At 30.4% G+C, this 25,255-nt stretch carries 17 protein-coding genes; 10 read left to right on the plus strand and 7 right to left on the minus strand.

All coding sequences use genetic code 11. The features are described from left to right. Positions 1-32 precede the first annotated feature (32 nt). The 4 genes from ACH5TX_RS18245 to ACH5TX_RS18260 form a co-directional block, all read right to left on the minus strand. Positions 33-863 (minus strand): sugar nucleotide-binding protein, encoded by an 831-nt coding sequence (locus tag ACH5TX_RS18245; protein WP_439340927.1) that lies wholly within the window; start codon positions 861-863, stop codon positions 33-35. Between the two features lie 26 nt (positions 864-889). Continuing rightward, positions 890-1,804 carry a glutaminase gene (locus ACH5TX_RS18250; protein WP_439340928.1) on the minus strand — a complete coding sequence of 305 codons (915 nt, stop codon included), beginning with the start codon at positions 1,802-1,804 and terminating at the stop codon, positions 890-892. Between the two features lie 3 nt (positions 1,805-1,807). Next, complete coding sequence (gcvT, locus tag ACH5TX_RS18255; protein WP_439340929.1) at positions 1,808-2,887, minus strand: glycine cleavage system aminomethyltransferase GcvT; 1,080 nt, start codon at positions 2,885-2,887, stop codon at positions 1,808-1,810. A 187-nt stretch (positions 2,888-3,074) separates the two neighbouring features. After that, complete coding sequence (locus ACH5TX_RS18260; protein WP_439340930.1) at positions 3,075-3,668, minus strand: RNA polymerase sigma factor; 594 nt, start codon at positions 3,666-3,668, stop codon at positions 3,075-3,077. 129 nt (positions 3,669-3,797) lie between these two features. On the opposite strand from ACH5TX_RS18260, the gene ACH5TX_RS18265 reads away from it, so the two are divergent. The 4 genes from ACH5TX_RS18265 (at position 3,798) to ACH5TX_RS18280 (ending at position 11,695) form a co-directional block, all read left to right on the plus strand. Beyond that, complete coding sequence (locus ACH5TX_RS18265; protein WP_439340931.1) at positions 3,798-4,940, plus strand: FecR family protein; 1,143 nt, start codon at positions 3,798-3,800, stop codon at positions 4,938-4,940. A 98-nt stretch (positions 4,941-5,038) separates the two neighbouring features. After that, a complete protein-coding gene (locus tag ACH5TX_RS18270; RefSeq protein WP_439340932.1) occupies positions 5,039-8,656 on the plus strand; it encodes a SusC/RagA family TonB-linked outer membrane protein in 3,618 nt (1,205 codons plus the stop codon). 102 nt (positions 8,657-8,758) lie between these two features. Continuing rightward, the gene (locus tag ACH5TX_RS18275) at positions 8,759-10,114 is read left to right on the plus strand and encodes a RagB/SusD family nutrient uptake outer membrane protein (RefSeq protein WP_439340933.1); all 1,356 of its coding nucleotides are present in this window, start codon (positions 8,759-8,761) and stop codon (positions 10,112-10,114) included. Positions 10,115-10,192: 78 nt separating this feature from the next. Further along, positions 10,193-11,695, plus strand: coding sequence for a TlpA family protein disulfide reductase (locus ACH5TX_RS18280; protein ID WP_439340934.1), 1,503 nt, complete (start codon positions 10,193-10,195; stop codon positions 11,693-11,695). Between the two features lie 77 nt (positions 11,696-11,772). Here the strand turns inward: ACH5TX_RS18280 and ACH5TX_RS18285 are convergent, their stop codons facing one another. Next, on the minus strand, positions 11,773-12,330 hold the full coding sequence (locus ACH5TX_RS18285) for an RNA polymerase sigma factor (protein WP_439340935.1): 558 nt from the start codon (positions 12,328-12,330) through the stop codon (positions 11,773-11,775). A 95-nt stretch (positions 12,331-12,425) separates the two neighbouring features. Here ACH5TX_RS18285 and ACH5TX_RS18290 point away from each other — a divergent pair, with 95 nt between their 5' ends. The 6 genes from ACH5TX_RS18290 (at position 12,426) to ACH5TX_RS18315 (ending at position 22,823) form a co-directional block, all read left to right on the plus strand. Next, positions 12,426-13,565, plus strand: coding sequence for a FecR family protein (locus ACH5TX_RS18290; RefSeq protein WP_439340936.1), 1,140 nt, complete (start codon positions 12,426-12,428; stop codon positions 13,563-13,565). A gap of 153 nt (positions 13,566-13,718) precedes the next feature. Next, positions 13,719-17,135 (plus strand): SusC/RagA family TonB-linked outer membrane protein, encoded by a 3,417-nt coding sequence (locus tag ACH5TX_RS18295; RefSeq protein ID WP_439340937.1) that lies wholly within the window; start codon positions 13,719-13,721, stop codon positions 17,133-17,135. Between the two features lie 11 nt (positions 17,136-17,146). Continuing rightward, on the plus strand, positions 17,147-18,634 hold the full coding sequence (locus ACH5TX_RS18300) for a RagB/SusD family nutrient uptake outer membrane protein (protein ID WP_439340938.1): 1,488 nt from the start codon (positions 17,147-17,149) through the stop codon (positions 18,632-18,634). 20 nt (positions 18,635-18,654) lie between these two features. Then, positions 18,655-19,707, plus strand: coding sequence for a DUF4465 domain-containing protein (locus ACH5TX_RS18305; protein WP_439340939.1), 1,053 nt, complete (start codon positions 18,655-18,657; stop codon positions 19,705-19,707). Positions 19,708-19,722: 15 nt separating this feature from the next. Then, positions 19,723-21,084: a TlpA family protein disulfide reductase gene (locus tag ACH5TX_RS18310; protein WP_439340940.1), complete on the plus strand. Its 1,362-nt coding sequence runs from the start codon at positions 19,723-19,725 to the stop codon at positions 21,082-21,084. Between the two features lie 227 nt (positions 21,085-21,311). Next, positions 21,312-22,823 (plus strand): TlpA family protein disulfide reductase, encoded by a 1,512-nt coding sequence (locus ACH5TX_RS18315; RefSeq protein ID WP_439340941.1) that lies wholly within the window; start codon positions 21,312-21,314, stop codon positions 22,821-22,823. 264 nt (positions 22,824-23,087) lie between these two features. On the opposite strand, the gene ACH5TX_RS18320 is transcribed toward ACH5TX_RS18315, so the two are convergent. Together ACH5TX_RS18320 and ACH5TX_RS18325 are read right to left on the minus strand one after the other, a co-directional pair. Beyond that, positions 23,088-23,861, minus strand: coding sequence for an SGNH/GDSL hydrolase family protein (locus ACH5TX_RS18320; protein WP_439340942.1), 774 nt, complete (start codon positions 23,859-23,861; stop codon positions 23,088-23,090). 17 nt (positions 23,862-23,878) lie between these two features. After that, positions 23,879-25,213: a pectate lyase family protein gene (locus ACH5TX_RS18325; RefSeq protein WP_439340943.1), complete on the minus strand. Its 1,335-nt coding sequence runs from the start codon at positions 25,211-25,213 to the stop codon at positions 23,879-23,881. Positions 25,214-25,255: the final 42 nt, after the last annotated feature.

Genomic DNA, 25,255 nt, shown 5'->3' on the forward strand with positions numbered 1-25,255 from the left:
GAAAATTTTCACCAATTTAATCATTTGAAAGCTTATATTTCTAATTCTGTTAATATTTCTTGACTTAATAATTGTAAATTTTTTGGAAGTAAATTATATTTTGGTAATACTGCTAAATACCGATCGTCGTTAGTTGTATAAACTTGTTTGTAAACAACATTTTTTAACTCTAAAGATTTAATTATTTCTTTAATAAAGTCGTCATGATGCACCAAATCATTAGAACCTAAATGGTAAATACCGTATTTGTTTCTGTTAATTATATAATGAATTTGTTGTGTTAACTTGTTATCGTTAGTAACATTCATTATTAAATTAGGAAACACTTCTACAGGTGTTTTTTCTTTTACTTGCTGAATAATTTCTAACACTCTAGGTGATTGCGCACCAAATACCATAGGAAGTCTTATAATGGCAACTTGTTTTTTAGGTAAGCGCAACAGCATATTTTCAATTTTTATCTTGAAATGCCCATAAATGCTATTACTATAGGTTTTATCTAGTTCGTAACTTGGATACTTACTGTAACCATCAAAAACAACAGCAGACGAAGTATATATAATCTTAACTTTATTAGAATATACATATTCTGCCAAGTGTTTATGTGCAACAAATTGAGCAGCAAAATCGCCTCGAAGTGCCGAAATAACAATAGTAGGTTTTACAATGTCTAGAATTTCATAAACATCATCTTCTTCAATATTATACTGAAAAAAGTGTTTGTTTTTTTCTAAAGCTTTGTTTGTTAGTCTGTATGTGCCAAAGGTTCTGAAATAGGAGCATAGTTCTTTATAAATAGCAGCACCTATAAAACCGCTAGCGCCTAAAATTAAAATTCTATGCTTGTTATTTCGTTTTATCATACATCAAACTTCACATTAGCAACAAACTAGAAAATAGATAGTTTTGTTTGGCTAGTAAATTGTTCAAGTGCTAGCATTCCTAATTTAGAATTTCCTTTTTTATTGAGTCCTGGAGACCATGTTGTTATAACAAAATGATCGGGTAGAAGCGCCACAATACCACCGCCAACACCACTTTTTCCTGGTAATCCAACCTCAAAAGCAAACTCTCCAGCTTCGTCATAAAATCCACAAGTAAGCATAATGGCATTAATACGTTTTGCTTGTGTTTTTGTGAGTCGCACTTTATCATGCAAACAATTTCCTTTATTCGATAAAAAAGAAAATGCATTTGTTAATTGACTGCATGACATTTCGATAGCACACTGATGAAAATAAAAATCTAAAACGTCATCGACATTATTTTCTAAATTATTGAAAGATTTTAAAAGATTAGCTGCTGCGTAATTTTTAAATCCTGTTATTTTTTCAGAATGGGCAACATCTTTATTGTAATTAATACTTTTATCTCCTGTTAAATCTCTAATGAAATTTAAAAAATCGTCTTTCGGATTTTTTAAATTTGAAACTAGAATATCAGCAATAACAATAGCACCAGCATTAATTAATGGATTTCTAGGAATTCCGTTTTCAATTTCTAACAACGATAAATGATTGAACGGGTTTCCGCTAGGTTCAACATCAACCCGTTCCCAAATTGATTCGCCTACCAAAGCCATTGCTTTTGATAGAGCTAAAACTTTAGAAATACTTTGAATAGAAAATGGTTTGTTATAATTACCAACACCATAATGCTTTCCATCGGATGTTCTTAAATGAATACCAAAATTATTTTTGTCTATATGCGCTAATTCTGGAATATAAGATGCTACGACTCCTTTGTCGGAAGCATTTATTGCATTTTGATAAATGCTTTCTAGAATTAATTGAAAATCTGGCATAAATTATTTGTAAAAAGGCAATTTTACAACCGTTGCAGGAATGGCCTTTTTACGTATTTGAATATTAATTTTGCTATTAACATCTGCAAAAACAGTTGGTACATAGCCTAATCCAATACCTTTACTTAAACTAGGAGACATAGTACCTGAGGTAACTTCACCAATTTTATTTCCGTTACCATCAACAATATCATAACCATGACGCGGAATACCACGTTCGTCTAACTCAAAAGCAATGAGTTTACGTTCTACACCACGTTCTTTTTGAGCTTTTAAAGCTTCAGAATTTGTAAAGTCTTTTGTGAATTTTGTTATCCATCCTAAACCAGCTTCAATAGGCGAGGTGGTATCATCAATATCATTTCCGTAAAGGCAATAACCCATTTCTAATCGTAAGGTATCACGAGCAGCTAAACCTATTGGTTTAATACCAAAATCGGCTCCAGCTTCAAATACCTTATCCCAAATTTGTTTTACTTCTGTGTTTTTACAATAAATTTCAAATCCGCCACTACCAGTATAGCCTGTAGCCGAAATAATTACATTTTCAATACCAGCAAAATCGCCTACTACAAAATTATAGAATTTAATAGCTGCTAAATCATGACTAGTTAAGCTTTGCATAGCTTCAATAGCCTTTGGACCTTGAATGGCAAGTAATGAATAGTCTTCACTTAAATCGCGCATAGTAGCCCCAACATCGTTTTTAGATTGAATCCAATTCCAATCTTTTTCAATATTGCTAGCATTTACAACTAGTAAATACGTGTCTTCTTTTATTTTATAAATAATTAAATCATCAACAATACCACCATCATCATTTGGCATACAGCTATATTGTGCTTTTCCATTGGTTAATTTTGTGGCATCATTACTAGATACTTTTTGTATTAATGTTAAAGCGTGTTCGCCTTCTATTAAAAATTCCCCCATATGCGAGACATCAAACACACCAACAGCTTTACGTACTGTTTCATGTTCTGCGTTTACACCTTCATATTGTACTGGCATATTATAGCCAGCAAAGGGTACCATTTTTGCACCAAGTGCTTCGTGAGTTTCGGTTAAAGCTGTATTTTTCATCTAAAATTAATTCAAAATTTGAAAAGCAAATGTATTGAAAAAATATAGATGAGGGTTTTTATGAAAAGTTAAAAAGAATAAAAAATGAGTGATTAGCGAAAATGCTACAACCTCCTTTTTTAATTTTTAGATTTTAATGATCAATGAAGATGAATTTTATTTATGCTATACTAAGATATAGCTTGCTTTAATTATGAATATTTTTAAATACCTTATCTGAATAAAACAATAAAAACATAACAAAATTATCATCATTCTCAAAAGCTTCTCTTATTTTAAGAAAAGCTATACGTAATTGAGCTTCAACGGTTTTAACAGAAATACCTAATTGCTCTGCAATTTCTTTATGCTTCTTTTTCTGCCATTTACTTAAAATTAAAATTTCTTTACAGCGGTCTGGTAAGGTTTTAATAATAGCATTTACTTTATTAATTTTTTCATGAAATATGGTATTATCATCTTCTATTTCAGACTGCAATACCTCATGTTTTAAATTTTCAATAAATTTATTATCTCTCTCTGCTTTTTTCGTTTTATTTATAAAATCATAATAGGCTGTTTTATATAAATAAGCCTTAAATGAAGAATGAATTTCTATATCGTTTCTTTTTAACCATATTTTTACAAAAACACTTTGTGCTATTTCTTCAGCTTCATAATTATTATTAGTATATTGAAGTAGATAAGAACAGAGTAACGGATAATACATTTCAAAAAGTTCTTTGTAGGCAACGCTATCGCTTTTCTTAGTACGTAACCATAAAGAATTTTCTGTTTTCATGTTAAATGAATGATGATTTTTTAATGTAAGCTGCAAAACTACAATAAAAAAACATTAATTTATTGTTAAGGGTTTTTGAATTCTCATTTGTCACTAGTATATAAAAAGGCATAAATATAAAATTTTACTGTGGAAAAATTAACAATTAAATTATTAACAGACACCATTACAGAAGAAGAATTGTCTGTTCTTCAAGATCTTATAAAAGATAAAGCCAATAAAAAAAGATTTGAAAATTTATTAAGAGCTAATCTATATTTAGATCTTAATAATAATTGGAATACAGAAAATGCCTTTGATAAAGTGCTTGCTAAAATAGCACAAGAAGAAAAGCCCGTTAAAAAATTAATCCCTTCTTGGATTAAATACGTTGCTGCATCAGTAGTAATCTTAATTGCATCAACATTATATTTTAATAATAAACTAAATATAGATTCTGATACTATTTCTGAAACTCAAAATTCAACCATTATTGTTGCAGGAACCAATAAAGCTACTTTAACCTTAGAAACAGGTGTTGATGTTGCTTTAGAAAAAGGAAAAAAGTATAGTAATAAAAATGTAGAAAGTAGCGGAGAGGCTTTAATTTATAACAACAAGCCCACTGCGAAAGAAGATATTCAATATAATTATTTAACAATAGCAAGAGGTGGACAATTTTTTCTAGAATTATCTGATGGCACTAAGGTTTGGTTAAATTCAGAATCTAAATTAAAATACCCAGTTAATTTTCCTAAAAACAAAACACGTGAAGTTGAACTCGTATATGGTGAAGCTTATTTTGAAGTAAGTCCAAGCACCCAACATAATGGCAGTAAATTTAAAGTTAATAATGCATTTCAAAATATAGAAGTTTTAGGTACACAATTTAACGTAAAAGCATATAAAGAAGACCTTGTTATTACTACGAGTTTAGTTGAAGGTAAAGTTAAAATAGAAAACAATTTTACAGGAAGTATGCTTAAACCAGGAGAAGCTTCTTATGTAAATATAGAAACGAAAAGCTTAACGGTAGAAAAAACCGATATTGAAAGTGCCATTGCATGGAAAAACGGTTATTTTATGTTTAAAAACGAAACTTTAGAAGCTATGGTAATCACCTTGTCTAGATGGTATAATGTCGATTTTTCTTTTGAAAACAGTGCAAAGAAAAATTTACGCTTTACAGGTATTCTTAATAGATCAGATAATGTAAATAGCTTGTTACAAAAAATAGAAAAAACCGATGAAGCCTCATTTGTAATAGAAAACAACAATATTATTATAAAATAAAAAAGGGAGTTAGCTAAAACCGTCCAAAGTACAGCTAATACTCCCTATGTAGTAGAATTAATTAAAACTAATGTTTAACTAACCCAATTTGTAAATTTATGAAATTTAAATTAGAAAACACTTTTGCTTTTTTTAGTAAAAGATTATTAAAAGGAATTATGAAAATCCTCATGCTACTATCCTGTGTTACTATTTTTGGTTTTTCACCAAATACAGGTTTTACACAAAATATTGATATTGATAACGATAAAACAATATCAGTAGAAGATGTCTTTAAAATAATTAAAGGCGAAACAGGTTATGAGTTTATTTACAGAAACGATTTAATAGCAAATGCACCCAAAGTTTCTCTTAAAAAGGGAGCTATTGAAGTTAATGCTTTATTAAATCAAGCTTTAAACCCTATTCATTGTCAATATGAATTAACTGAAAACACCATTATTGTAAAAGAAAAGCAAAAATATCCCATACTAAAAGGAAAGGTAACAGATGTTAGAGGCATGCCTATTCCTGGAGTAAATATTATAGTAAAAAGTTTAACTTTTGGGGTTTCTTCAGACTTTGATGGGATGTATAGATTACCTATTAAAAAAAATGGAGTTATTGTTTTTTCGGCATTATCTTTTAAAACTCAAGAAATTAAAACGGAAGGATTACCTGTTGGAGCAGACGGAGATATTCTTTTAAACATACAATTAGAAGACGATGTTCAGGCGCTAGACGAAGTATTAATAGTATCTGATGGGTATAGAACATTAAATAGAGAAAAAGAAGCCGGTGCTTACGTTTCTGTAAGTGGTAAACAATTAGAAAGCCAAATTACAAACGATGTGCTTTCTACTTTAGAAGGGTTAGCACCAGGACTTACTTTAAATAATGACAGTAGTACAGCTCCAGCTTTATTTATTAGAGGTATTGGTTCTTTTGGTAACGTTACCCCTTTATTTGTGCTAGATGGCCAACCTATAAGTCTAGACAACTTAAACTTAATAAATCCACAAGACATTGATAATGTAGTAGTGTTAAAAGATGCAGCAGCAGCCTCAATATATGGTTCTGGAGCAGCAAACGGTGTTATTGTAATCACAACAAAACGTGGTAAAGGTGTAGGTTCTAAACCTGTTTTTAGTTTTAGAAACTCTTTTCTATTTACAGCAAAACCTTCATTATCATCTCTTAATACTATGAATTCAAGAGAAACTATAGACTTCCAAAAAGATTGGTTTAATAATTCATATACTAATACGAATAATGATCCTTTATATCCTAGAGCTTATGATGTATTTTTTGATTATGATGATGGACTTATTACAGAGAACCAAATGAATACAAGATTAGATGCTCTAGCGTCTTATGATAATACTAAAGATTTAGAAGATGCGGTATTTAATAATACACTTCAACAACTATACAATCTTAGTTTCTCTGGACAAACAGATAAGATAAATTATTATGGATCTGTTGCGCTTAATAAAACGGATGGGTTGTTTAATGGTGATGACTCTAAATCAGTAAACACTATATTAAATGCAGATTATAACTTTACAAAAAGCACTGTTTTATCTTTAGGTATTAATTATTTAAAAGATGATAATACAGCTTCGCCTTTAACAGACTATAGATTATCTCCTTATGAAAGAATTTATGATGAAAATGGTAACCCTGCTACAAATGTTCGTAGAGAATATTTAGATGATGCAAATCAAGAATTAGGTTTTTCAGATGCAAATCAAGAGTTAGGCTTAGGGTTAGGAACTAAAGATTTATCGTATTCTCTTTTAAATGTTTTAGAAGATGAAACACATAAAAACAAAAAATCATCTACTAGATATAATTTAAAATTAAATCAAGACATCATTGCAAACGAATTAAGTGCTTCTGTAAGTTTTCAATATTTAAATTCAAATTACCAGCAAGATGATTTGTTTAGAGAAAACTCTTTTTATACTCGTAATTTAATATCAAGCTTTCGAGGAGCAAATGTAATACAAGATCCAACCCCGGATCCTGAAGATCCAACTAAGCTTTTGAATCCAGGTAAAATGATTGCTACTGATTTACAGGATCAAATTATTCCTGATGGCTCTATATTAAAAAAACGATTTAATAGCCAAGTCTCAACAACAGCAAGGGCACAACTAAACTATAATAAAAGTTTTAATGAAAACGCGCATCAAATTACAGCTACTGCAGGTGTTGAACGCCGCAAAACCGTAATAGAAAGTGATGGAACAACCTATTTTGGCTACAATGAAGCTAATTTATTATTTTCTCCTGTAGATTTAGCAACAATACCTGAATTTAATTTTCGAGCTCTTTCAATATCAGAGAATTATATACAGAGAAATAACTTTTATAATACAACAAAACGCGACACTAGAGAAAGTGGAATATATCTTAACTTAAACTATACCTTATTAAATAAATACAGCTTTAATGGGAGTACAAGAAGAGATCGTTCTAGTACATTCTCCAACGACAAAGAATATTTAGGTTCTGTTGGATTCAAATGGAATATACATAAAGAAAATTTCATGTCTAATGTGAATTGGATTAATAAATTAGATTTTAGATCTACTTGGGGTGTTGTTGGTAATAGTGCTGCAATTGGTACTGCGTCTACTGAAGTAAGAACGTATGCTTCTATTAATTTTATTACTGGTGAACAAAGTTTAAACCTTTCATTTCCTGCCAATAAAGATTTAACCTTTGAAGTGGTAAAAACCACCAATTTAGGATTAGATTTTGGGTTATTTAAAAATAATAGAATTACAGGAAGTTTTGATATTTATCGCAAAATATCTACTGGTGTTATTGCTCTAGGCGATATTAATAGTGCAACCCATGGATTTTTTAGTATTGAAAAAAACACTGCCGATATTACCAATGAAGGTATTGAGGTAGGGCTAAGAACTAAAAATATAATAACAAATAATTTTAGTTGGACATCACAAATTAGTTATTCAACCTTTAAAAACAATGTTGACAACAATACTGGGAGTAACAATTTAGGTGCAGATCAATTAGCTGCTAGATCCCGAAACGTATTAGGAAATCCAATGAATACTATTTGGGCCTATGAATGGGCAGGACTAGATGAAGAAGGTCGATCTCAAGCCTATTATACAAACGAAGCTGGTGAGCGTGCAAAAACAATAGATGTTGACAATATTCAAAAAGAAGACTTAGTAATTATGGGGTCAACTATTCCAACAACAACTATTGGTTTCATGAACACATTTAAATATAAAGGGTTTCAGTTATATGCGAGATTTGCATATAATGCAGGTAACACGATTAGAAGAGAGAATGTAATATTAGGATCGCAAGCTAGTGGAACAAGTACTATATCTAAACAGGCTCTAGGTTATTGGAAAAATCCTGGTGATGAAAACACGACTAATATTCCTGCCTTAAAGTGGCAAGGTGATTTTTCAACGTTCACTATTAGAAATAATTCTTCAATTAATTATATGTCTGGCGACTATATTAAATTAAGACAAGTAGCATTAAGTTATAGTGTTGATAGCGAAGTTATGAAAAAAACGCCATTTACAAATTTAAATATAGCGCTACAAGGTGATAATTTATGGTATTGGGCAAAAAATGATCAAAATATAGACCCAGAGGCATATACTAATTTTGATGGTTCAGGTGGTTCTAGGAGATTAAACATACCTGCTACATATAGCTTACGTGTATCTCTTAACTTTTAATACTATACTTAAAAATAACGTCCATTATATAAATCTAATTACCTAAAAGTGATTATTTGTAAAAAATGAATGTTATCTAAAACGAACAAAAAATATAAACATATGAAAACAATATTAAACAAAAAATTTGGGCTCTTTTTTATACTAACCATTGCCCTGTTTCTTTCTAGTTGTGAGGCTGAAGACAGTTTTTTAGAATCAGACTATCGAGGTAATTTTACACCAGGTATCGTTAGTGATTATAATTTAATGCTTAATGCTCTAAATTTAACGTCTCAATTTGAAGGCGTACCTCTTGAGCAAATGAGTGATAATATAGCTACAACAGTTGCTCTTGTTAATTCAGAAAATCAGGCTTATACTTGGCAAAAGCAATTATATAGACCAGATGAAACTCCTCATGCTTGGGTGGTATCGTATAATAAGATACATATTTTTAATACTATTTATAATGAAATAGACAGTGCTGTAGATAAAGACCTTTCATCCAATCAAGACTATGTTAAACTCTATAAGTCTGAAGCCCTTTTAGGAAGAGCTATGGAGCATTTTTTTCTGTTAAATTTATTTTCTCAACCTTATAGTGAAGCTAATAAAACAAAACCAGGGATTCCTTACATAGATTTTGCAGATATTACAAAACAAATACCACCTAGAGAAACTATAGAAGATACCTATAACAAAATTGAGGCAGACCTACTGAGTGCTATACCTGGGTTACCAGATTTAAATGAGAATAATACAAGAGGTAGTAAAATAGGTGCTTATGGTATATTGGCAAGAGTATATTTATTTAAAGGAGAATGGGAAAAAGCACTTACTTATACTCAGTTAGCCTTAGATATTAAAAGTGATTATAATCTTTATAATGAAGTAGCTAGTTTGCCTTGGAGACCAACTGACATTTCGGATGCTGTATATTATAATACAAATGGTGGTAATGGCTTTCTTTTCTATTCAGTTAATATATCAGAAGAATTAAATAATCTATACGGACCTACAGATATTAGACCATTTCTTTATTTTATTGACTTTTTTGACCCAACACCTCTTTATGGGTTTCAATATTTTTATAGTAATAAAGGCGTTACCATTCCAGAGCTTATTGTAACAAAAGCTGAACTTTTAATACGATTAAATAGGGTGCAAGAAGGTTTAGATGTTATTAATGATTTTAGAAATTCTAGAGATTTATTAGGCTTTGCTTCTCCTTTTGATACTGCAGATAAAGAAGAAGCACTTAATCTGGTATTAGATGAGCGTCGTAGAGAGTTATGTATTAGCTCGTTAAGATGGTTTGATATGAGGCGTTTAGATATGGAAGGTCGAATGAATACTGTAACACATACCGATTTTGTAACGGAAGAAGTTTTTACCTTAGAACCAGGTAGTCCGCGTTATACTTTACAAATACCCAATGCTATAATAAATCAAGAAGGTTTTGAACAAAACCCATAAATATTAAAAAGAGGCGCTCTTAAAATTTAAGAGCGCCTCTTTATTTAGTAAATAGTAAACATTATAAATAATAGATAAATGAAACACTTTTTTAAAATAAAACGAGTAACCTTAGCTTCCTTAATATTTATAGCTACTATAATAACATCTTGTAAAAATACAGATGTACAGGTAAAAGGATTTATAAAAACAGATAAAGACAAGATAGTACTATCTCGATTAGGAGAAGTGATTACAGAATCTAATATTGATGATGCGAAACATTTTAGTTTAGAAATAAAAGACTTAAAAAAAGGGTATTATAATATTGATAATTATTTACTTTATTTAGCGCCTGGGTTTAATTTAGACATCGATAATAATGATTCTATTCCTAAAATAACAGGTGTTGGGTCAAAAGAAAATAATGTATTGTTTGCTAGAATACAACAACAGATAAATTACCATCCTTCATCTAAGATTATGATGGCAAAATTTCAAGACGAATTAGAGCCTTTTAAATTATATTTAAAAAATATGGTAAAGGAATTGGATGCAAATTTAAATGATAAAGACTTAGATCCCGATTTTGTAGCGTCTGAAAAGTTAAGAACAAAGGTATTGCAAGATGCATTGTTTTCGCAATTTGTAGCAATGCATGGTATTGACTATAGCAAAGAAAGACTATCAGATAAATATTTGATGTCACTTACAAAAGCAGATTGGGCAGACCCTAAGACTATGGTAGAATACCGCCGTCTTGCAAAAATTGACAATAAAGATTGTTTTTCTAGAGAATTTATTAATAAAGTTAGAGACTCTATAAATAAAGACTTTAACTGGAATGATGAAGTGCTTTATAGTATGTCCTCACTAGGTTATACTTATTTATATGATAATAATATAACAAGTGAAGGCTATGCTTTAAGAAATGAAAAAGGTAAAGATTATAATGTTCCTCAAAGTATTCTAAAAAGAGATGTAGTATTAAAAAAGGTTACTAGTAATCCTATAAAAAAGGAATACCTTACAAAGTATACCAATCAAATTATAAAAGTAAATCCTGACCATGCAGAAGCGGCTTATAAACTATTTTTAGAGCAAAATCCTACTGAGGTTCAAAAAGAACTTGTAGAACAAACCTATAAAAATTTCAAGAGCGTGGTTGTAGGAAAGCCGTCAGCTAAATTTGTAAACTATAAAACACCAGAAGATAAAGCGGTAAGTTTAAACGATCTTTTAGGTAAATATGTGTACATAGATGTATGGGCAACATGGTGTGGCCCTTGTAAAAAAGAAATACCATACTTAAAAACATTAGAAGAAGAATTACATGGTAAAAATATTGAATTTGTAAGTATTTCGGTTGATACCGAAAAAAACAGAGGCAAATGGAAGCAAATGGTAAAAGATATGGAGCTTAAAGGCGTTCAAATTATGGCTGATAAAGATTTTAGTTCAGACTTTATAAAAGCCTATAATATTGCAGCTATCCCACGCTTTATTTTAATAGATCCAAAAGGAAATTTAGTATCTTCTGATGAACTTAGACCTTCTGATCCTAAATTAAAAGAGAAATTAGAAGTATTGTTAATGTTTTAAAATTAGCATATTTTTTTATTTTCTATCTAATAACACGTTTTATTACGGTAATTTCAATTCGGAATAGATATAATTATTTAAGCAAAGCGATTCTTAAAAATTAGAGTATAAAAATGAGTGCCTTTAAAGTTCTTCCTTATCACTTTAAATGCATTTCTTACATGCGATTCTACAGTTTTAATAGACAAATTTAACTGATCAGAAATTTCGGTGTTTTTAACGCCTTTTCGCTTTAATTCAATAATGCGTTTGCAAGCAGGAGATAGTGTTTCAATAGCATTATTTAATTGTTTAATTCGCTCAGCTTCCATATTTTCATTATCAATATAATGCTCTGAAAAAGCCGATGCTGTAAGATCAATAATTAATTTATCCTTTCGAGTTTGATGGCGATACGATTGAAGAAAATTATTATACGCCATTTTATAAAGGTAACTTTTTAAAGACGATTTAATTTCTAATACGGTTCTTTTTTCCCATAAAGTAGCAAAGGTTGCTTGAGTTAAATCTTCGGCAGTAGCTACATCACGTGTAAAACTTCTTAAATAAGTGAAAATAGGCGTATAATAAAGCTCAAATATTGCTTTAAAAGCATTTTGATCACCTTTCTTTATACCCTCTAAATACTCATTCACAGAAATAAATTTTAACAATTATGACAATATTACAAAATAATTTAAGGGTAATTTAACTTTTTAACATCATAGCAATAGAAAAGTTAACTTTTATTATGAAACAAAGAATTATAAAATTCTTATACGGAGAAATTTCAGACCACGACATGAAGCTTTTACGCGTTTGGTTAGAAAACCCAAAGAACTATAAAAAATTTAAAAAACAGGTTAAATTATTTTATTTATTTAATAATAAACCAGACCAAGAAAGCATTGATTTAGCATATAAAAAACTACAAACATCTATAAATCCAACTATTAATATAAAAAGCAAATCAAGAAAACGTATTCCAATATGGATGCGATATGTGGCTGCAGCTTGTGTTGTATTAGGTAGTGTGTATTTTTATACTAATACTTCTAACAAACAAGAAGTAGTTACTACTAATTTTCCTATTGGTACAGATAAAGCTACATTAACATTATCTAACGGAACTTCTATTAGTTTAAATAAAGGAGAGTCTTTCGATAACTCTTTTGTTACCAGTAATGGTGAAGAACTGATTTATGATAGTAAATCCAAAGTAAAAACAAAAAAACAACTCCATTACAATTATTTAACGGTTCCTAGAGGCGGACAATTTTTTATGGAATTAGCAGACGGAACAAAGGTTTGGCTTAATTCAGAATCAAAAATAAAATATCCTGTAAAGTTTCTTGCAGGAGAAACTCGATCTGTAGAACTAATTTACGGAGAAGCTTACTTTAAAGTATCTAAAAGTAGCAATCACAATGGTGATGGTTTCAGTTTAAAAACAAACGAACAAAACATAACAGTTTTAGGTACAGAATTTAATGTAAAAGCCTATAAAGATGAAACAGATATTTTAACGACTTTAATAGAAGGTAGCGTTGCTGTAAACAACAATGTTGATAAAAAAGTTTTACTTCCAGGAGAGCAATCAAAACTGTCACAAAGCGCAAGTCAATTTGAAGTTTACTCTATAGAAGTAGGAGACGAAATTGCTTGGAGAGATAGCATGTTTAATTTTACAAACAAACCATTAAATGAAATAATGAAGGTTTTATCAAGATGGTATGATTTAGATATTACTATTGTAAGCAATGACATGAAAACTATTGAATTTACTGGAGCATTAAGTAAAAAACAGTCTATTTATAAAATTTTAGAAGCTATTAAAAGTACTACAGATATGGAATACACATTTAACAATAAAAATTTGATAATAAAATAATAATAAAAAGGGATACAAACTTAACATCTCACAGCCAGTTATATCCCTTAAACAATGATTAATTAATTCTTTAACTAACCAAAATGTAAATTTATGGAAAAATTTTTTACGAACACCCTTTTCTTATTTCGGAAAAGACTATTAACTCTACTCATGAAGACTTTCATTTTACTTTTTTGCACAACCCTTTTTAGCTTTACGCCTAAAAATGTATTATCGCAAGATGCCAAAATTAAAATTGATAAAGATGTATTAGCTTCGGTAGACGAGGTTTTTAAAATGATTAAAGAGCAAACAAATTACACGTTTGTTTACAGGTCTAATTTGTTTGAGAACTATCCTAAAACTCGATTAAAAAAAGGAACAATTAAGGCTAATAAACTATTAGAAAAAACCTTATCGGAAGGTGATTTTATTTGTGAGTTTTTGTCAGACCAAACCATCATGGTTAAAGAAAAAACTCTTGAAAAAATAGAAAACCCTAATATTGCTTTACAACAGGCTATTAAAGGAATTGTTTATGACGAACAAGGAGTACCTTTTCCAGGTGTAAATGTTATTATAAAAGGTTTACAAGCAGGTACAACGACAGATTTTGATGGACAGTTTAAAATTGTTTCAACTAATTTTAATGAAAACACAATATTGGTCTTTAGCTATGTGGGCTACAAAAGTCAAGAGGTTTTAATTGGCAAAAACAAATTTTTAGATATTAAAATGATACCAGATCTTGCACGCCTTGATGAAGTTGTTGTTGTAGGATATGGTACTTCAAAAGTAAAAGATGCAACAGGTGTTATTTCAAATTTAAGTACAGAAGAAATTGAGAAAGCGCCTATGGGATCTAGTGTTGAAGGCCTTTTACAAGGTAAATCGGCAGGTGTAAGTGTACAAATTCAATCGGCTTCACCAACATCGCCTGTAAGTGTTATTATTAGAGGAGCATCTTCGCTTTCTGGAAACAATCAACCTTTATGGGTTATTGATGGTGTTCCGCAATACGCATCAACAACTTCTGGAGATGTAGATAACACATTATATAATTTAAATGTTAATGATATAAAAAGTATTGACATTTTAAAAGATGCATCTGCTACAGCTGTATATGGCTCAAGAGCAGCAAATGGTGTTATTCTTGTTACAACAAAAAAAGGTCAAGCAAATATGAAACCTATTTTTGAGGTATCAACACGAGCAGGTGTTCAAGTTACTGACTTTAATAGCTTTAAATATTTTAGTGCCGATGAATATAAAGCCTTCACGGAAGCAGCAGCAAGAGAAGGTGCGTTAAGTAAAGGTTTTGGAAGGACTTCTAGAAATTATTTAGACCAACAAGCCTTTTATAATTTAAACACAAGTGAATACGATACAACCGATTTTGAAGTTTTACCAACAGCTTACTATGATGGTAACACCAATTGGTTAGATGAAATGACTCAAAGCCCTTTAACATTGAAATATGATTTTTCAGTAAGAGGAGGCTCTGAAAAATCAAAATATTTTATATCCTTTAATCATACAGATATGGAAGGAATTGTAAAAACGGGTAGTAATAAATTATACGGAGGTCGTGTTAATTTTGATACTAAAATTAGTAATCATGCAAAATTTGGACTTAACTTAAGTGGTAGTACAAGAGATACTGACAACAAAGATAATATGCTATCTATAATAAGAAGCATTCGTCCTGATATTCCTGCTTATAATGACGATGGCACTCTTTTTACTCAAGATATATTTACAGAAAACCCTTATACAACTTTAAAAAATACCAATTCTGGTAAAGGGGTTACCTTTAATGGAACTGCTTTCTTAGAAATAGATTTTCTTAAAAATTTAAAATTAAGAACTGCTTTTACCAATAATTATACAGATAGTCAAAATACTACATATGAAAGAGCTGGAAGTCGTTATGTAACAAACGGAAGACGAACATTTGCTGAAAGCAAATTATCGGTAAACGTTTGGGAAAACACTTTAACATACTCAAAATTAATTAACAAAAAACACGATATTAAAGCTTTAATGGGGTATTCTATGGAAGGTAGTAAGATTAACACCTATAGTATAGAAGCTACTAATTTTCCTGATGACGATATTCTTAATAATTTTGGGTCGGCAGCAACCATAGCTTCTATTGATGAAACAGAAACCGAAAATGCTTTAATATCTCAATTTGCAAGAGTACATTATAAATTTGACGATCGTTATATTATATCAGGAACCATTCGACGTGATGGTTCATCAAAATTTGGATTAGATAAACGTTGGGGAGTATTTCCTTCTGGAGGTGCTGCATGGGTAATTACTAGTGAGAAATTCATGCAATCTCCGAATATTAAAAAATATGTGTCCTTTTTAAAATTAAGAACTTCATTAGGATTATCTGGATCTCAAAATTTAGGAAACTTTGACTGGATTACCCAAGTTAATGCAACCATATATAATGCTCAACCAGCGATTCAACCAAGTTCAGTAGGAAATCCTCTCTTACAATGGGAACGAACAGAAATGTTTGACTTAGGTATTGATTATGGCTTATTAGATAATCGTATTTACGGATCATTTGGTATATACCAAAAGAAAAGTGATGAGTTAATTTACAAATCAGAATTACCAGGAAGTGCCGCATTTAGAAATGTGAATTCAAATGTAGCTTCAATTAATAATAAAGGATTAGAATTTAATATTAAGTATGACATGCTTCGAACAAAAAATCAACGCTTAACGCTTGATTTCAATTACTCGAAAAATGTTACAAAAGTGACAAAAATAAATAATACTGCTAAAGAATTATTATTTCCATATTCTTTTAAAACATATATAAGATTAGAAGAAGGTGGTGAAACAGGACAATTTTATGGCTATCAAACTGCTGGACGCTTTTATACAACAGCAGAAGATGCTATAGCTTTACAGGGTAGAACAGATACTGGACAACCAACCCATTACCACCATGCAGAAGAAACAAAAGGGGATCTTATTTTTATTGACCAAAATAATGATGGTAAAATAGACGACGAAGACAAAGTGAATATTGGTAGCTCTATACCAAAAGGATTTGGAGGTTTCGGTTTATCATACACCTTCAAAGGCTTCTCCGTTAACGCTGTTTTTTCTTACGCTTATGGTTTTAAAAGATTTTGGGAACAAGCTAGAACAGAATTGTCAGGTGTTGGAAATTATAATATAAGTAACTTAATTTCAGGACAAAGTACAATACTTAATAGCCCTTTTGATGCATCATACCCTAGAATATCACTTGATGGTCCTGGATTCGCTGGTAGTAGAGATATTTCAGATTTCTTTTTACATGATGCTTCTTATTTACGCTTAAATGCATTAAATTTTTCATACAGATTGCCTAAAAATATATTTAATAATAATGTTATTAAAGGTATCGATTTAACTTTTCAAGCAACAAATCTTTTTACAATTACAAAATACCCTGGATTTGATCCACAAGGAAACTGGACATCTTCATCTGTTGGGTCTGGTATGGCAGCTGATGCAAGTACATATCCTGCTGCACAAATTTATAGTCTTGGTCTTAAAATTAATATCCAGTAAACATGAAACAAATGAAAAAAATAATTTATATATCGTTTTTAACGCTAGTTTTAGGAGTTAGTTCTTGCTCTGACTATTTAGAAAAAGAACCTAGTTACACATTAAATGACCAAAATGCAATCAATGATTTAGAAAAAGCTAAAAATGCATTAGGTGGAGTATATCAATCTTTCGCAACAAACACTTGGTCTGGTCAATATTATGTTGATTTAGCTTTAAAGTCTGGTTTTATAAGATGGGAGGATTCTGAACTTTACGATTTAGACTATTCACCTGTTACGAGTAATGGAGACACTCAAGGCTTTGCTTTTTGGAATAATTTTTACATAAGTGTTAATAACGCTAACTTTGCTATAACTGGAGCCACTAATTTACCAGAAGCAGTAGTAAATGATGAAGCTCAGCATAAATCTGTAATAGCAGAAGGGCGTTGTTTACGAGCCTGGATTAATGCAAATATTTTATGGAATTTTGGTCATTGGTGGTCATTAGATGACGCAAATCCTTACGGAATTATGTATCGCGATGAAGTTGTTAATTTAGATAATGTACAACAAGCCAGATTAAATATAGGCGATAGCTATGCTAAAATATTTGAAGACCTTGATTACGCTATAGAAAACTTAAATAACTATGATAGCCCTCGCTATGTATCAAAAGAATTTGCTAAAGTTATTAAAGCAAAACTAATACTATATAGAAGCGGTTATAATGATAGTACAGAAGATCTTGATGAAGCTCTAAATCTAATTAATGAAGTTTTAAACACGAGCTCAAACTTTAAAATGCAAGAAGATTTAGCTAAGGTGTATCAAGACTCTTGGGATTCCAATGAAAATTTATTTGCACTTTATTTAGACGATAACGGTGCTAGAACTAGAAATTCAAGTACTTATTCAGGTTTTGTAAGTTTAAATGGAGATCGCTTACCTGTAGCACCCGAACAAACAACCGCAGGACTTGAATTTGGTTTAGACTGGTTTAAAGCAGATCCTAGATGGGATATTGTAACTGGGCCTGTAAGAGATGGAAATCGATATAATAACACCTATTACCATACATGGTCTAAAGTAGCCCGATTTGGAGGTTATGAAGGACTACAACAAAGTCCTCCTGATGAAAAATATACAGCGTATTACTTCAGGTATCCAGAATTATATATCATGAAAGCAGAATTATTGGCTAGAACAGGAGCTTCTGTTATGGATGCAATTGCGCCAATAAACGAAATGCGATCTTTAAGAACGAATCCTGTGCTATCTGAATTAAGCCCTTCTACTCAAGAAGAACTTATGGATATGATTTTCCAAGAATATTTTCTAGAAACCTTTTTAGAAAATGGAAGTGAATTTTTTGCTTCGCTTAGATTTAAGAAAAATGGAAAACCATGGATTGAAACTATTAAAAATGGTAAAACTCTTGAAGAAAACAAGATCTGCTACCCAATTCCTTCTCAAGAATTAATTGCGAATCTCTTGATGAAACAAAATCCTGAATAATAATTTAATTTAAAAACATTATGAAAATAAGATTCACCTATATACATATCACAGTTGCTATTTTTGCTTTATTTTGCTTAAGTTCTTGTGAAGATGATGCCGTAGATTTAAGAATTCCTTATCCAAACGACATTGATTTTAATGAGCTTTCGCTAGATAGATTTAGCTACAAAATACCAAATGCTCCATATACGGCTGGCGATGACAAATCAGGAATTATTACAGTAAATGTTTCTGGTACCGAAAGCACGAATTATTCAGGCTTTGCATTATCAAATAAAAACTGGAGATCTTACCCTTGGAATTTAAGTCCAGATTTCGTACCTCCAGGAGGTATTACAGATGCTGAAAAACAACAATCTATTGATTCTACAGCATTTAGTGTTTTTACTGAAGACCCAAACAGAACAGAAAACTATTTAATTGGTCATGCAGGAGGTAACGATGCTTATTTTACATTAAATACACCATCTGTTGTTAAACATGTATTAATTGCAAATACAAGTTACAACTTCCTTTTAGCGTCTTATGGCTCTGTTTATTCTAGAACCTTTGACAACGCTACACAAGCCTATTTAATTACTGGTACAAAAGTAAGAAATATAAAAAACCCTAATTCTTCACCTTCACGTTATGGAACATTTTCTCTGCCTGCACCAAATGGAGTAGAAGCTGTTAAATTAACTGGTCATGCAGAATTAGCTAAAAGAGAAGCTGGTGAAGTTGCTGCCGAAGCTGTAAGAAATGCTGGAGGAACAGAAACTGAAGCTACAAATGCTTATACAGAAGCTTATAACAATTTAACTACAGGTTATATAAAACTATCTATTGAAGGCTATTTAAATGACTCAAAAACAGGAGATGTTGATTTTTATTTAGCAGCATTACCAAATACAGATCCAGAACATCCTGAGTATAATTTTATTTTAAATGACTGGACTGCTGTTGATTTAACCTCACTAGGAGAAGTTGATAAAGTTTTATTTAAAATGTCATCGTCTTATGTTGATAATACAGGTAAAATGATATATGACCCAGCCTTTTGTTTGGATGGTATACGATTAATGGAATAGTGACAAAATATGTTTATGAAAAAACAACTTTTTATTTTTGCGATAGCCTTTACATTATTGGCTTGCAATAAAAAACAACCAGTAGATTATACATTAATATCTGGTAACATTAAGAATAATAGTGTTAACGAATTATTACTAGGAAAAGAAGGAATAGGAACTATAAAAAAAATAGTAGTAAATGCAGATGGTACTTTTAATGACACTATAAAAAATGCTAGTGGGCTAAATATATTAATGGTAGCTAAAAGTTCGGTTTTTTTATATTTAGATAATGGCATGTCGCTTAATATAAATGCAGACGAGAAGGATTTTGATAATTCTCTTTCTATTACAGGAAAGGGCAATGAAATTAGCAATTATTTACTATTTAAAAGAACAAAAGAGAGAGAATATGCAAAGTTTATTAAACTAGATGAGGACGGTTTTAAAAAGAAAATAAAAGAATTAAATTCAATCCTAAGTCGTGTAATTGATACAATGCATGGTATTCCAGAATCATATAAGACTGCTGAGAAAAGAAGTTTAAATTACAAATATTTAAACAAGTTGTTATTTTATTATAGCTTTCAGAAAAGACAATCTAAAGAACCCATAGATTTTAAAGAACCTATTGCTTTAAAAACTATGGACTATAATAACGAGGCAGACTATCTTTTTTCATCTGACTATAAACAATTAGTTAAGAAGCATTACAAAAAAGAAATACAGAAGATAGCTGAAAAAGATTCCATAGATTTTGGTTCAGCAGGTTTCAAAGTCCTTTCTAAAATATCGAATGCAACTATTAAAAATCAAATGCTGTTCTCTGTTGCAAAAAGATCAATATCAAAAGTTGAAGATTTAGAAAGTTATTACAATCAATACATGAAGGAATCAACAGATGAGGCCAATAATGTAAAGATTACCGAAATTTATAACAATCTTAAAAAGCTTAGAAAAGGATCGATATCGCCAAAGTTTATTAATTATGAAAACAATGCTGGTGGAACCTTATCACTAAACGATCTTCTTAACAAAGGGAAATACATATATGTAGATATTTGGGCTACTTGGTGTGGACCATGTAGAGCAGAAGTTCCGCATTTAAAACGAATTGAAGAGCAATACCATGATAAGAACATAGAATTTTTAAGCATTTCAATTGATGAAGCAAAAAATCATGATAAATGGAAAAAAATGATTGTTGACGATGCTTTAGGTGGTATTCAACTGTTAGCAGATAATGATTGGAAATCTCAATTTATTAAAGATTATAATATTAATGGTATTCCTCGTTTTATCTTAATTGATCCTAAAGGAAATATTATAGATGCAGAAGCGCCACGTCCATCAGATTCTAAGCTGATTTCACTATTTAATGAATTAAGTATTTAATTTGTTGTTTATAAACTTACAAGAGCGATTCGAAAGAGTCGCTCTTTTTTATTTTTATCCACTCGTTATATATTGCATTAATCCCTATTAAACATAGTAAATATCATATCTATTAAAATTCCGTTATCCAAAAATAGTGGGATTTTATTAAGGGCTATTCAAAATGATAGCATCTTTATTAAAAATATATCCAGGTATTTTGTAAAAAAATTAATAAATAAAATCAAATGAAAAAAATCAATATAATTTTCATCTATACTTTAGTATTATTTGTTGCTTCCTGTAAAAGCGAAGCCATACATATTCATGTTACAGATACTACAAATAGCATAGAAAAATTAAGGCTTTCATCAAAAGGAAACCTTATAGCAGAAGTGACTCCCGTAAACAATGTCTTTGAAATTGATATTAAGAAAATAAAAGGTGGTTATTATAACTTAAATAACACCACTTTATATTTAGCTCCAGGTTTTAATTTAAACATAAATTATACTAAAGAAACGGTAAGTTTTGAGGGTAAAGGAAGTAAGGAAAATCAAATTCTTAATACGCGTATTTATGAAGAACCTAAATACAAACCATTAGCTATAGATTCTATTTCTAAAAGCTTAGAATTAAGTTTAAACGATTATAAAAATTATGTAAAGCAAACCGTTAACCGTTTTGATAAAAGTATTGAAGACGAAACATTAGATCGTAATTTTGTTTTAAATGAAAAAAAACGAACCCAAGCATTTTCTAATTATTTAATGCTTAATTATACGTTATTTGGAGGTCTTGATTTAAAAGGGAATAAAGAATTTATGAGCTTTATGAAAAAAGCGAACCCTAAAATGTTTAAGGATCCAAAAATCAAGGAGAAGTTTATGATGCTTAAAAAGAATTCACAACCTAATAAACCATCAAAAGCAGTATCAAAATCAATAGAAGATTCGCTTTCTATCGATTCTAAATTTCTTAATGATGAGATTCTTTATACTATGAAATCATATAGTTTTTCTGAAATACTTAAAAAAAGAATAGCGAGTTATAGTAGAAAACCTGGATATGCATTAGAAAAAAAGGAAGCATATAACTTAGATTTTGTGCCATCGAAATTTTTATTACAAATGTATGCAGTTTCAGATTCTTTAACATCTGATTATATAAAAGAAGAAAAACTTGCTGAGTTAGCAAAAAGAACAATAAAAATTACGCCAAAATATGGTGAAGATGCTTATAAAATATACATGGCAAGCAATCCAAAAAAAGAAGCGCAAATAGAGACTGTAAAAACAGTATATAATACTTTTAAAGCAACAACAACAGGTGCGTCATCTAAAAAGTTTGTAAATTATAAAACCCCTGAAGATAAATCTGTAAGTTTAGATGATTTATTAGGCGAAAATTATATTTATATCGATGTTTGGGCAACATGGTGTGGTCCTTGTAAAAAAGAAATTCCATACTTAAAAAAACTTGAAGAAGAATACCGTAAAAAGAACATAACCTTTGTAAGTATATCGGTTGATACCGAAAAAAACAGAAGTAAATGGAAACAAATGGTAAAAGATATGGAGCTTAAAGGTGTTCAAATCATGGCTGATAAAGATTTTAGTTCAGCTTTTATAAAAGCCTATAATATTGCTTCTATACCAAGATTTATTTTAATAGATCCTAAAGGTAATATTGTTGAAAACAGTGCATTAAGGCCATCAGACCCTAATTTAAAACTGCAATTAGATAAGTTAGTGCATTAAAATTAGCGTATCTTAAAAATTAAAAGGAGACAGGTTTATAAATCTGTCTCTTTTTTTTATGGCATAACCCATTTTGTACTTATTTAATGTTTTCTATTATTTTTCAATAACAGGAGGGCCAATCACCAACACAAGATTGATTACCGTTGTACTATTAGTTGCAAAAATGTTTTTTTTAGTGTATATAGTAAAAAGATTAACACTAAATTTTTAATCATAACATTTATGTGTTTTAATTCTAATATTGAATTATTTTGTTGAAGCTTATAATTCTTTTATGAGTTCTTTATAGAATTTTACAGCCATCTTTTTATTACCTTTTTCGTTAGGATGGTATTTGTCATAGGCTGTTTCTGGATATTTTGTACCCAACATATCACCACCTTCATAAGGCGGGTTTGCTGATGTGTCTGGTGGGGTATCAGTATAATCTAGACCAGCACCATTTTCCATGTCAACTAAAATGATTTTAATTTTATCATTGGTTCTTGCATTTACCATTTTAACAACGTCTTTATTAAATAGAGTAGTGGGTGTATTATCTTCTTTTATAAACCGCTTTATAATTGAACAAAGAAATATGGTTATTGAATGGTTATTATCAACAGAATAATTATTTATCATATCTAGCATGTCTTTAACCTGAGCAGGTTTAAGATTCCAATCGCTTCCATTTGTACCAACATGAACCAAAAGAATATCTGGTTTGTAAACAGGTAAAGCAATTTCTATCTGTTTAGAAATATCTGGAATTTTCCATCCAGGGTAGGCTTCACAATTCCAATCATACCAATTTTTAGATTCCTTAGGTCTAATTCCATGATTTTGAGACCCAACAAAATCAACATTATAACCATCTTTTATTAGCATTTCATAGAGTTCTTTCCTGTATCCTGTTCGTTCTTCTAAAGCTGGAAATTTATAATGTTCTCCTGCTGTTATAGAATTACCTATGGGCATTATCTTTATTACATCTTTTCTATTCGAACATGAGAACACAAATAAAAGACATAAAAAGTAAACGGTAATTTTTTTCATTTTGCAGGGCTTTATAATTAAATACTATTTAAATATATTTCTAGCATCGTATATCCATCTTTACCAATTATATTTCTATCAGCTGCATTTTTAGGATTTAGTTTGTTTTTCATTTCCCATCTATCTGGCATACCATCGTTATCAGAATCAATAGGAATTGGGCTGGTTTTTAATTCTGGCCAGCCTCCAACATCGTCTTGACTTTTAATAATTTCACCTGTGCTGTTCTTTACGTTATTTATAATTCGTTTATCAACAGCATCACGTTTAGGTAAAATAGCGCCACCTTCATCTAAAACACGCTGATAAGCTACTGTTGCGTCTTCTATTTTTACAGGACCAGTTTCAAAAGGTTTTGATTGTTTATAATTTTGAATATTCTTTTTAGTCCAATTTTTATTAAAATTTACAACATCCCAAGGATTATTAGGAAGTTTATTATCGTAATAATTACCCATAAAATAAGAACGATTATACGGTGAACCTGTAGCATATGCAATTCCTGTTGATTTCGAATTTTTTCCAGGAATTAAATAATTATCGACATAATTTAAGCGGGTAACGCTTTTTTTATCGGCATTATAACCAGGATGTGTACCACCCCAATTATATAGAACATTATTTCTGAAATCTAATAGTAAGCCTTTTGGATCTTCATCATGTGGATTTGAGTCATAGTTACCCGGACGTGGGTTACGTCCACGATTATGAGCATATAAATTATGCAAATAGCTGTATTTAGCACCTCGAGTACCACGAATTAATGATCCGTAACCATGATTGTCGGGATTTAAACCTTCCGTAATAAAACACCATTGTACAGTAACATTAGTTAGCGTAGGATTTTTACTTGAAGTAGATAAGGCTTCATCTAAGCTCCAACTGGCAGAACAATGATCGACAATAATATTGGTTCCAATAGATATATCTATGGCATCTTTACCTTGTTTACTACCAATACCATGTTTTCCATCACCCAAGCGGACACGTATATAACGGATAATGATATCATGCGTTAAAATTTTTACGGTTTCACCTTTTAAACAAATACCATCACCTGGAGCAGTTTGACCAGCAATAGTTAAGTATGGATTCTTTATATTAAGTCTTTCCTTTAGTTCTATAGTGCCTGAAATAGCAAATACAACCGTACGTGGACCTTCTTGTTCTATTGCCCAGCGTAAACTACCTGGGCCATTATCATTAAGATTGGTAACATAAAGCACTTGACCACCACGTCCACCTTTTGAGTAAGCTCCAAATCCTTCAGCTGTAGGAAAGGCGAGTTGTTGAGAATTTGAAACAGAAAAAAATAATAGAAAAATGAGTAATCCAATAAAATGCTTATTCATGAATGTATAATTTACAATGATGATACTTTTGTTTTAAAAATA

Origin of the sequence: Thalassobellus citreus, assembly GCF_044385915.1 — a bacterium.
GTDB lineage: Bacteria > Bacteroidota > Bacteroidia > Flavobacteriales > Flavobacteriaceae > Thalassobellus > Thalassobellus citreus.

Coding starts and splice junctions, on each gene's coding strand:
- ACH5TX_RS18245 (WP_439340927.1), bottom strand. CDS start 863: ATGATAAAACGAAATAACAAGCATAGAATTTTAATTTTAGGCGCTAGC.
- ACH5TX_RS18250 (WP_439340928.1), bottom strand. CDS start 1,804: ATGCCAGATTTTCAATTAATTCTAGAAAGCATTTATCAAAATGCAATA.
- gcvT (WP_439340929.1), bottom strand. CDS start 2,887: ATGAAAAATACAGCTTTAACCGAAACTCACGAAGCACTTGGTGCAAAA.
- ACH5TX_RS18260 (WP_439340930.1), bottom strand. CDS start 3,668: ATGAAAACAGAAAATTCTTTATGGTTACGTACTAAGAAAAGCGATAGC.
- ACH5TX_RS18270 (WP_439340932.1), top strand. CDS start 5,039: ATGAAATTTAAATTAGAAAACACTTTTGCTTTTTTTAGTAAAAGATTA.
- ACH5TX_RS18275 (WP_439340933.1), top strand. CDS start 8,759: ATGAAAACAATATTAAACAAAAAATTTGGGCTCTTTTTTATACTAACC.
- ACH5TX_RS18280 (WP_439340934.1), top strand. CDS start 10,193: ATGAAACACTTTTTTAAAATAAAACGAGTAACCTTAGCTTCCTTAATA.
- ACH5TX_RS18290 (WP_439340936.1), top strand. CDS start 12,426: ATGAAACAAAGAATTATAAAATTCTTATACGGAGAAATTTCAGACCAC.
- ACH5TX_RS18295 (WP_439340937.1), top strand. CDS start 13,719: ATGAAGACTTTCATTTTACTTTTTTGCACAACCCTTTTTAGCTTTACG.
- ACH5TX_RS18300 (WP_439340938.1), top strand. CDS start 17,147: ATGAAAAAAATAATTTATATATCGTTTTTAACGCTAGTTTTAGGAGTT.
- ACH5TX_RS18305 (WP_439340939.1), top strand. CDS start 18,655: ATGAAAATAAGATTCACCTATATACATATCACAGTTGCTATTTTTGCT.
- ACH5TX_RS18310 (WP_439340940.1), top strand. CDS start 19,723: ATGAAAAAACAACTTTTTATTTTTGCGATAGCCTTTACATTATTGGCT.
- ACH5TX_RS18315 (WP_439340941.1), top strand. CDS start 21,312: ATGAAAAAAATCAATATAATTTTCATCTATACTTTAGTATTATTTGTT.
- ACH5TX_RS18320 (WP_439340942.1), bottom strand. CDS start 23,861: ATGAAAAAAATTACCGTTTACTTTTTATGTCTTTTATTTGTGTTCTCA.
- ACH5TX_RS18325 (WP_439340943.1), bottom strand. CDS start 25,213: ATGAATAAGCATTTTATTGGATTACTCATTTTTCTATTATTTTTTTCT.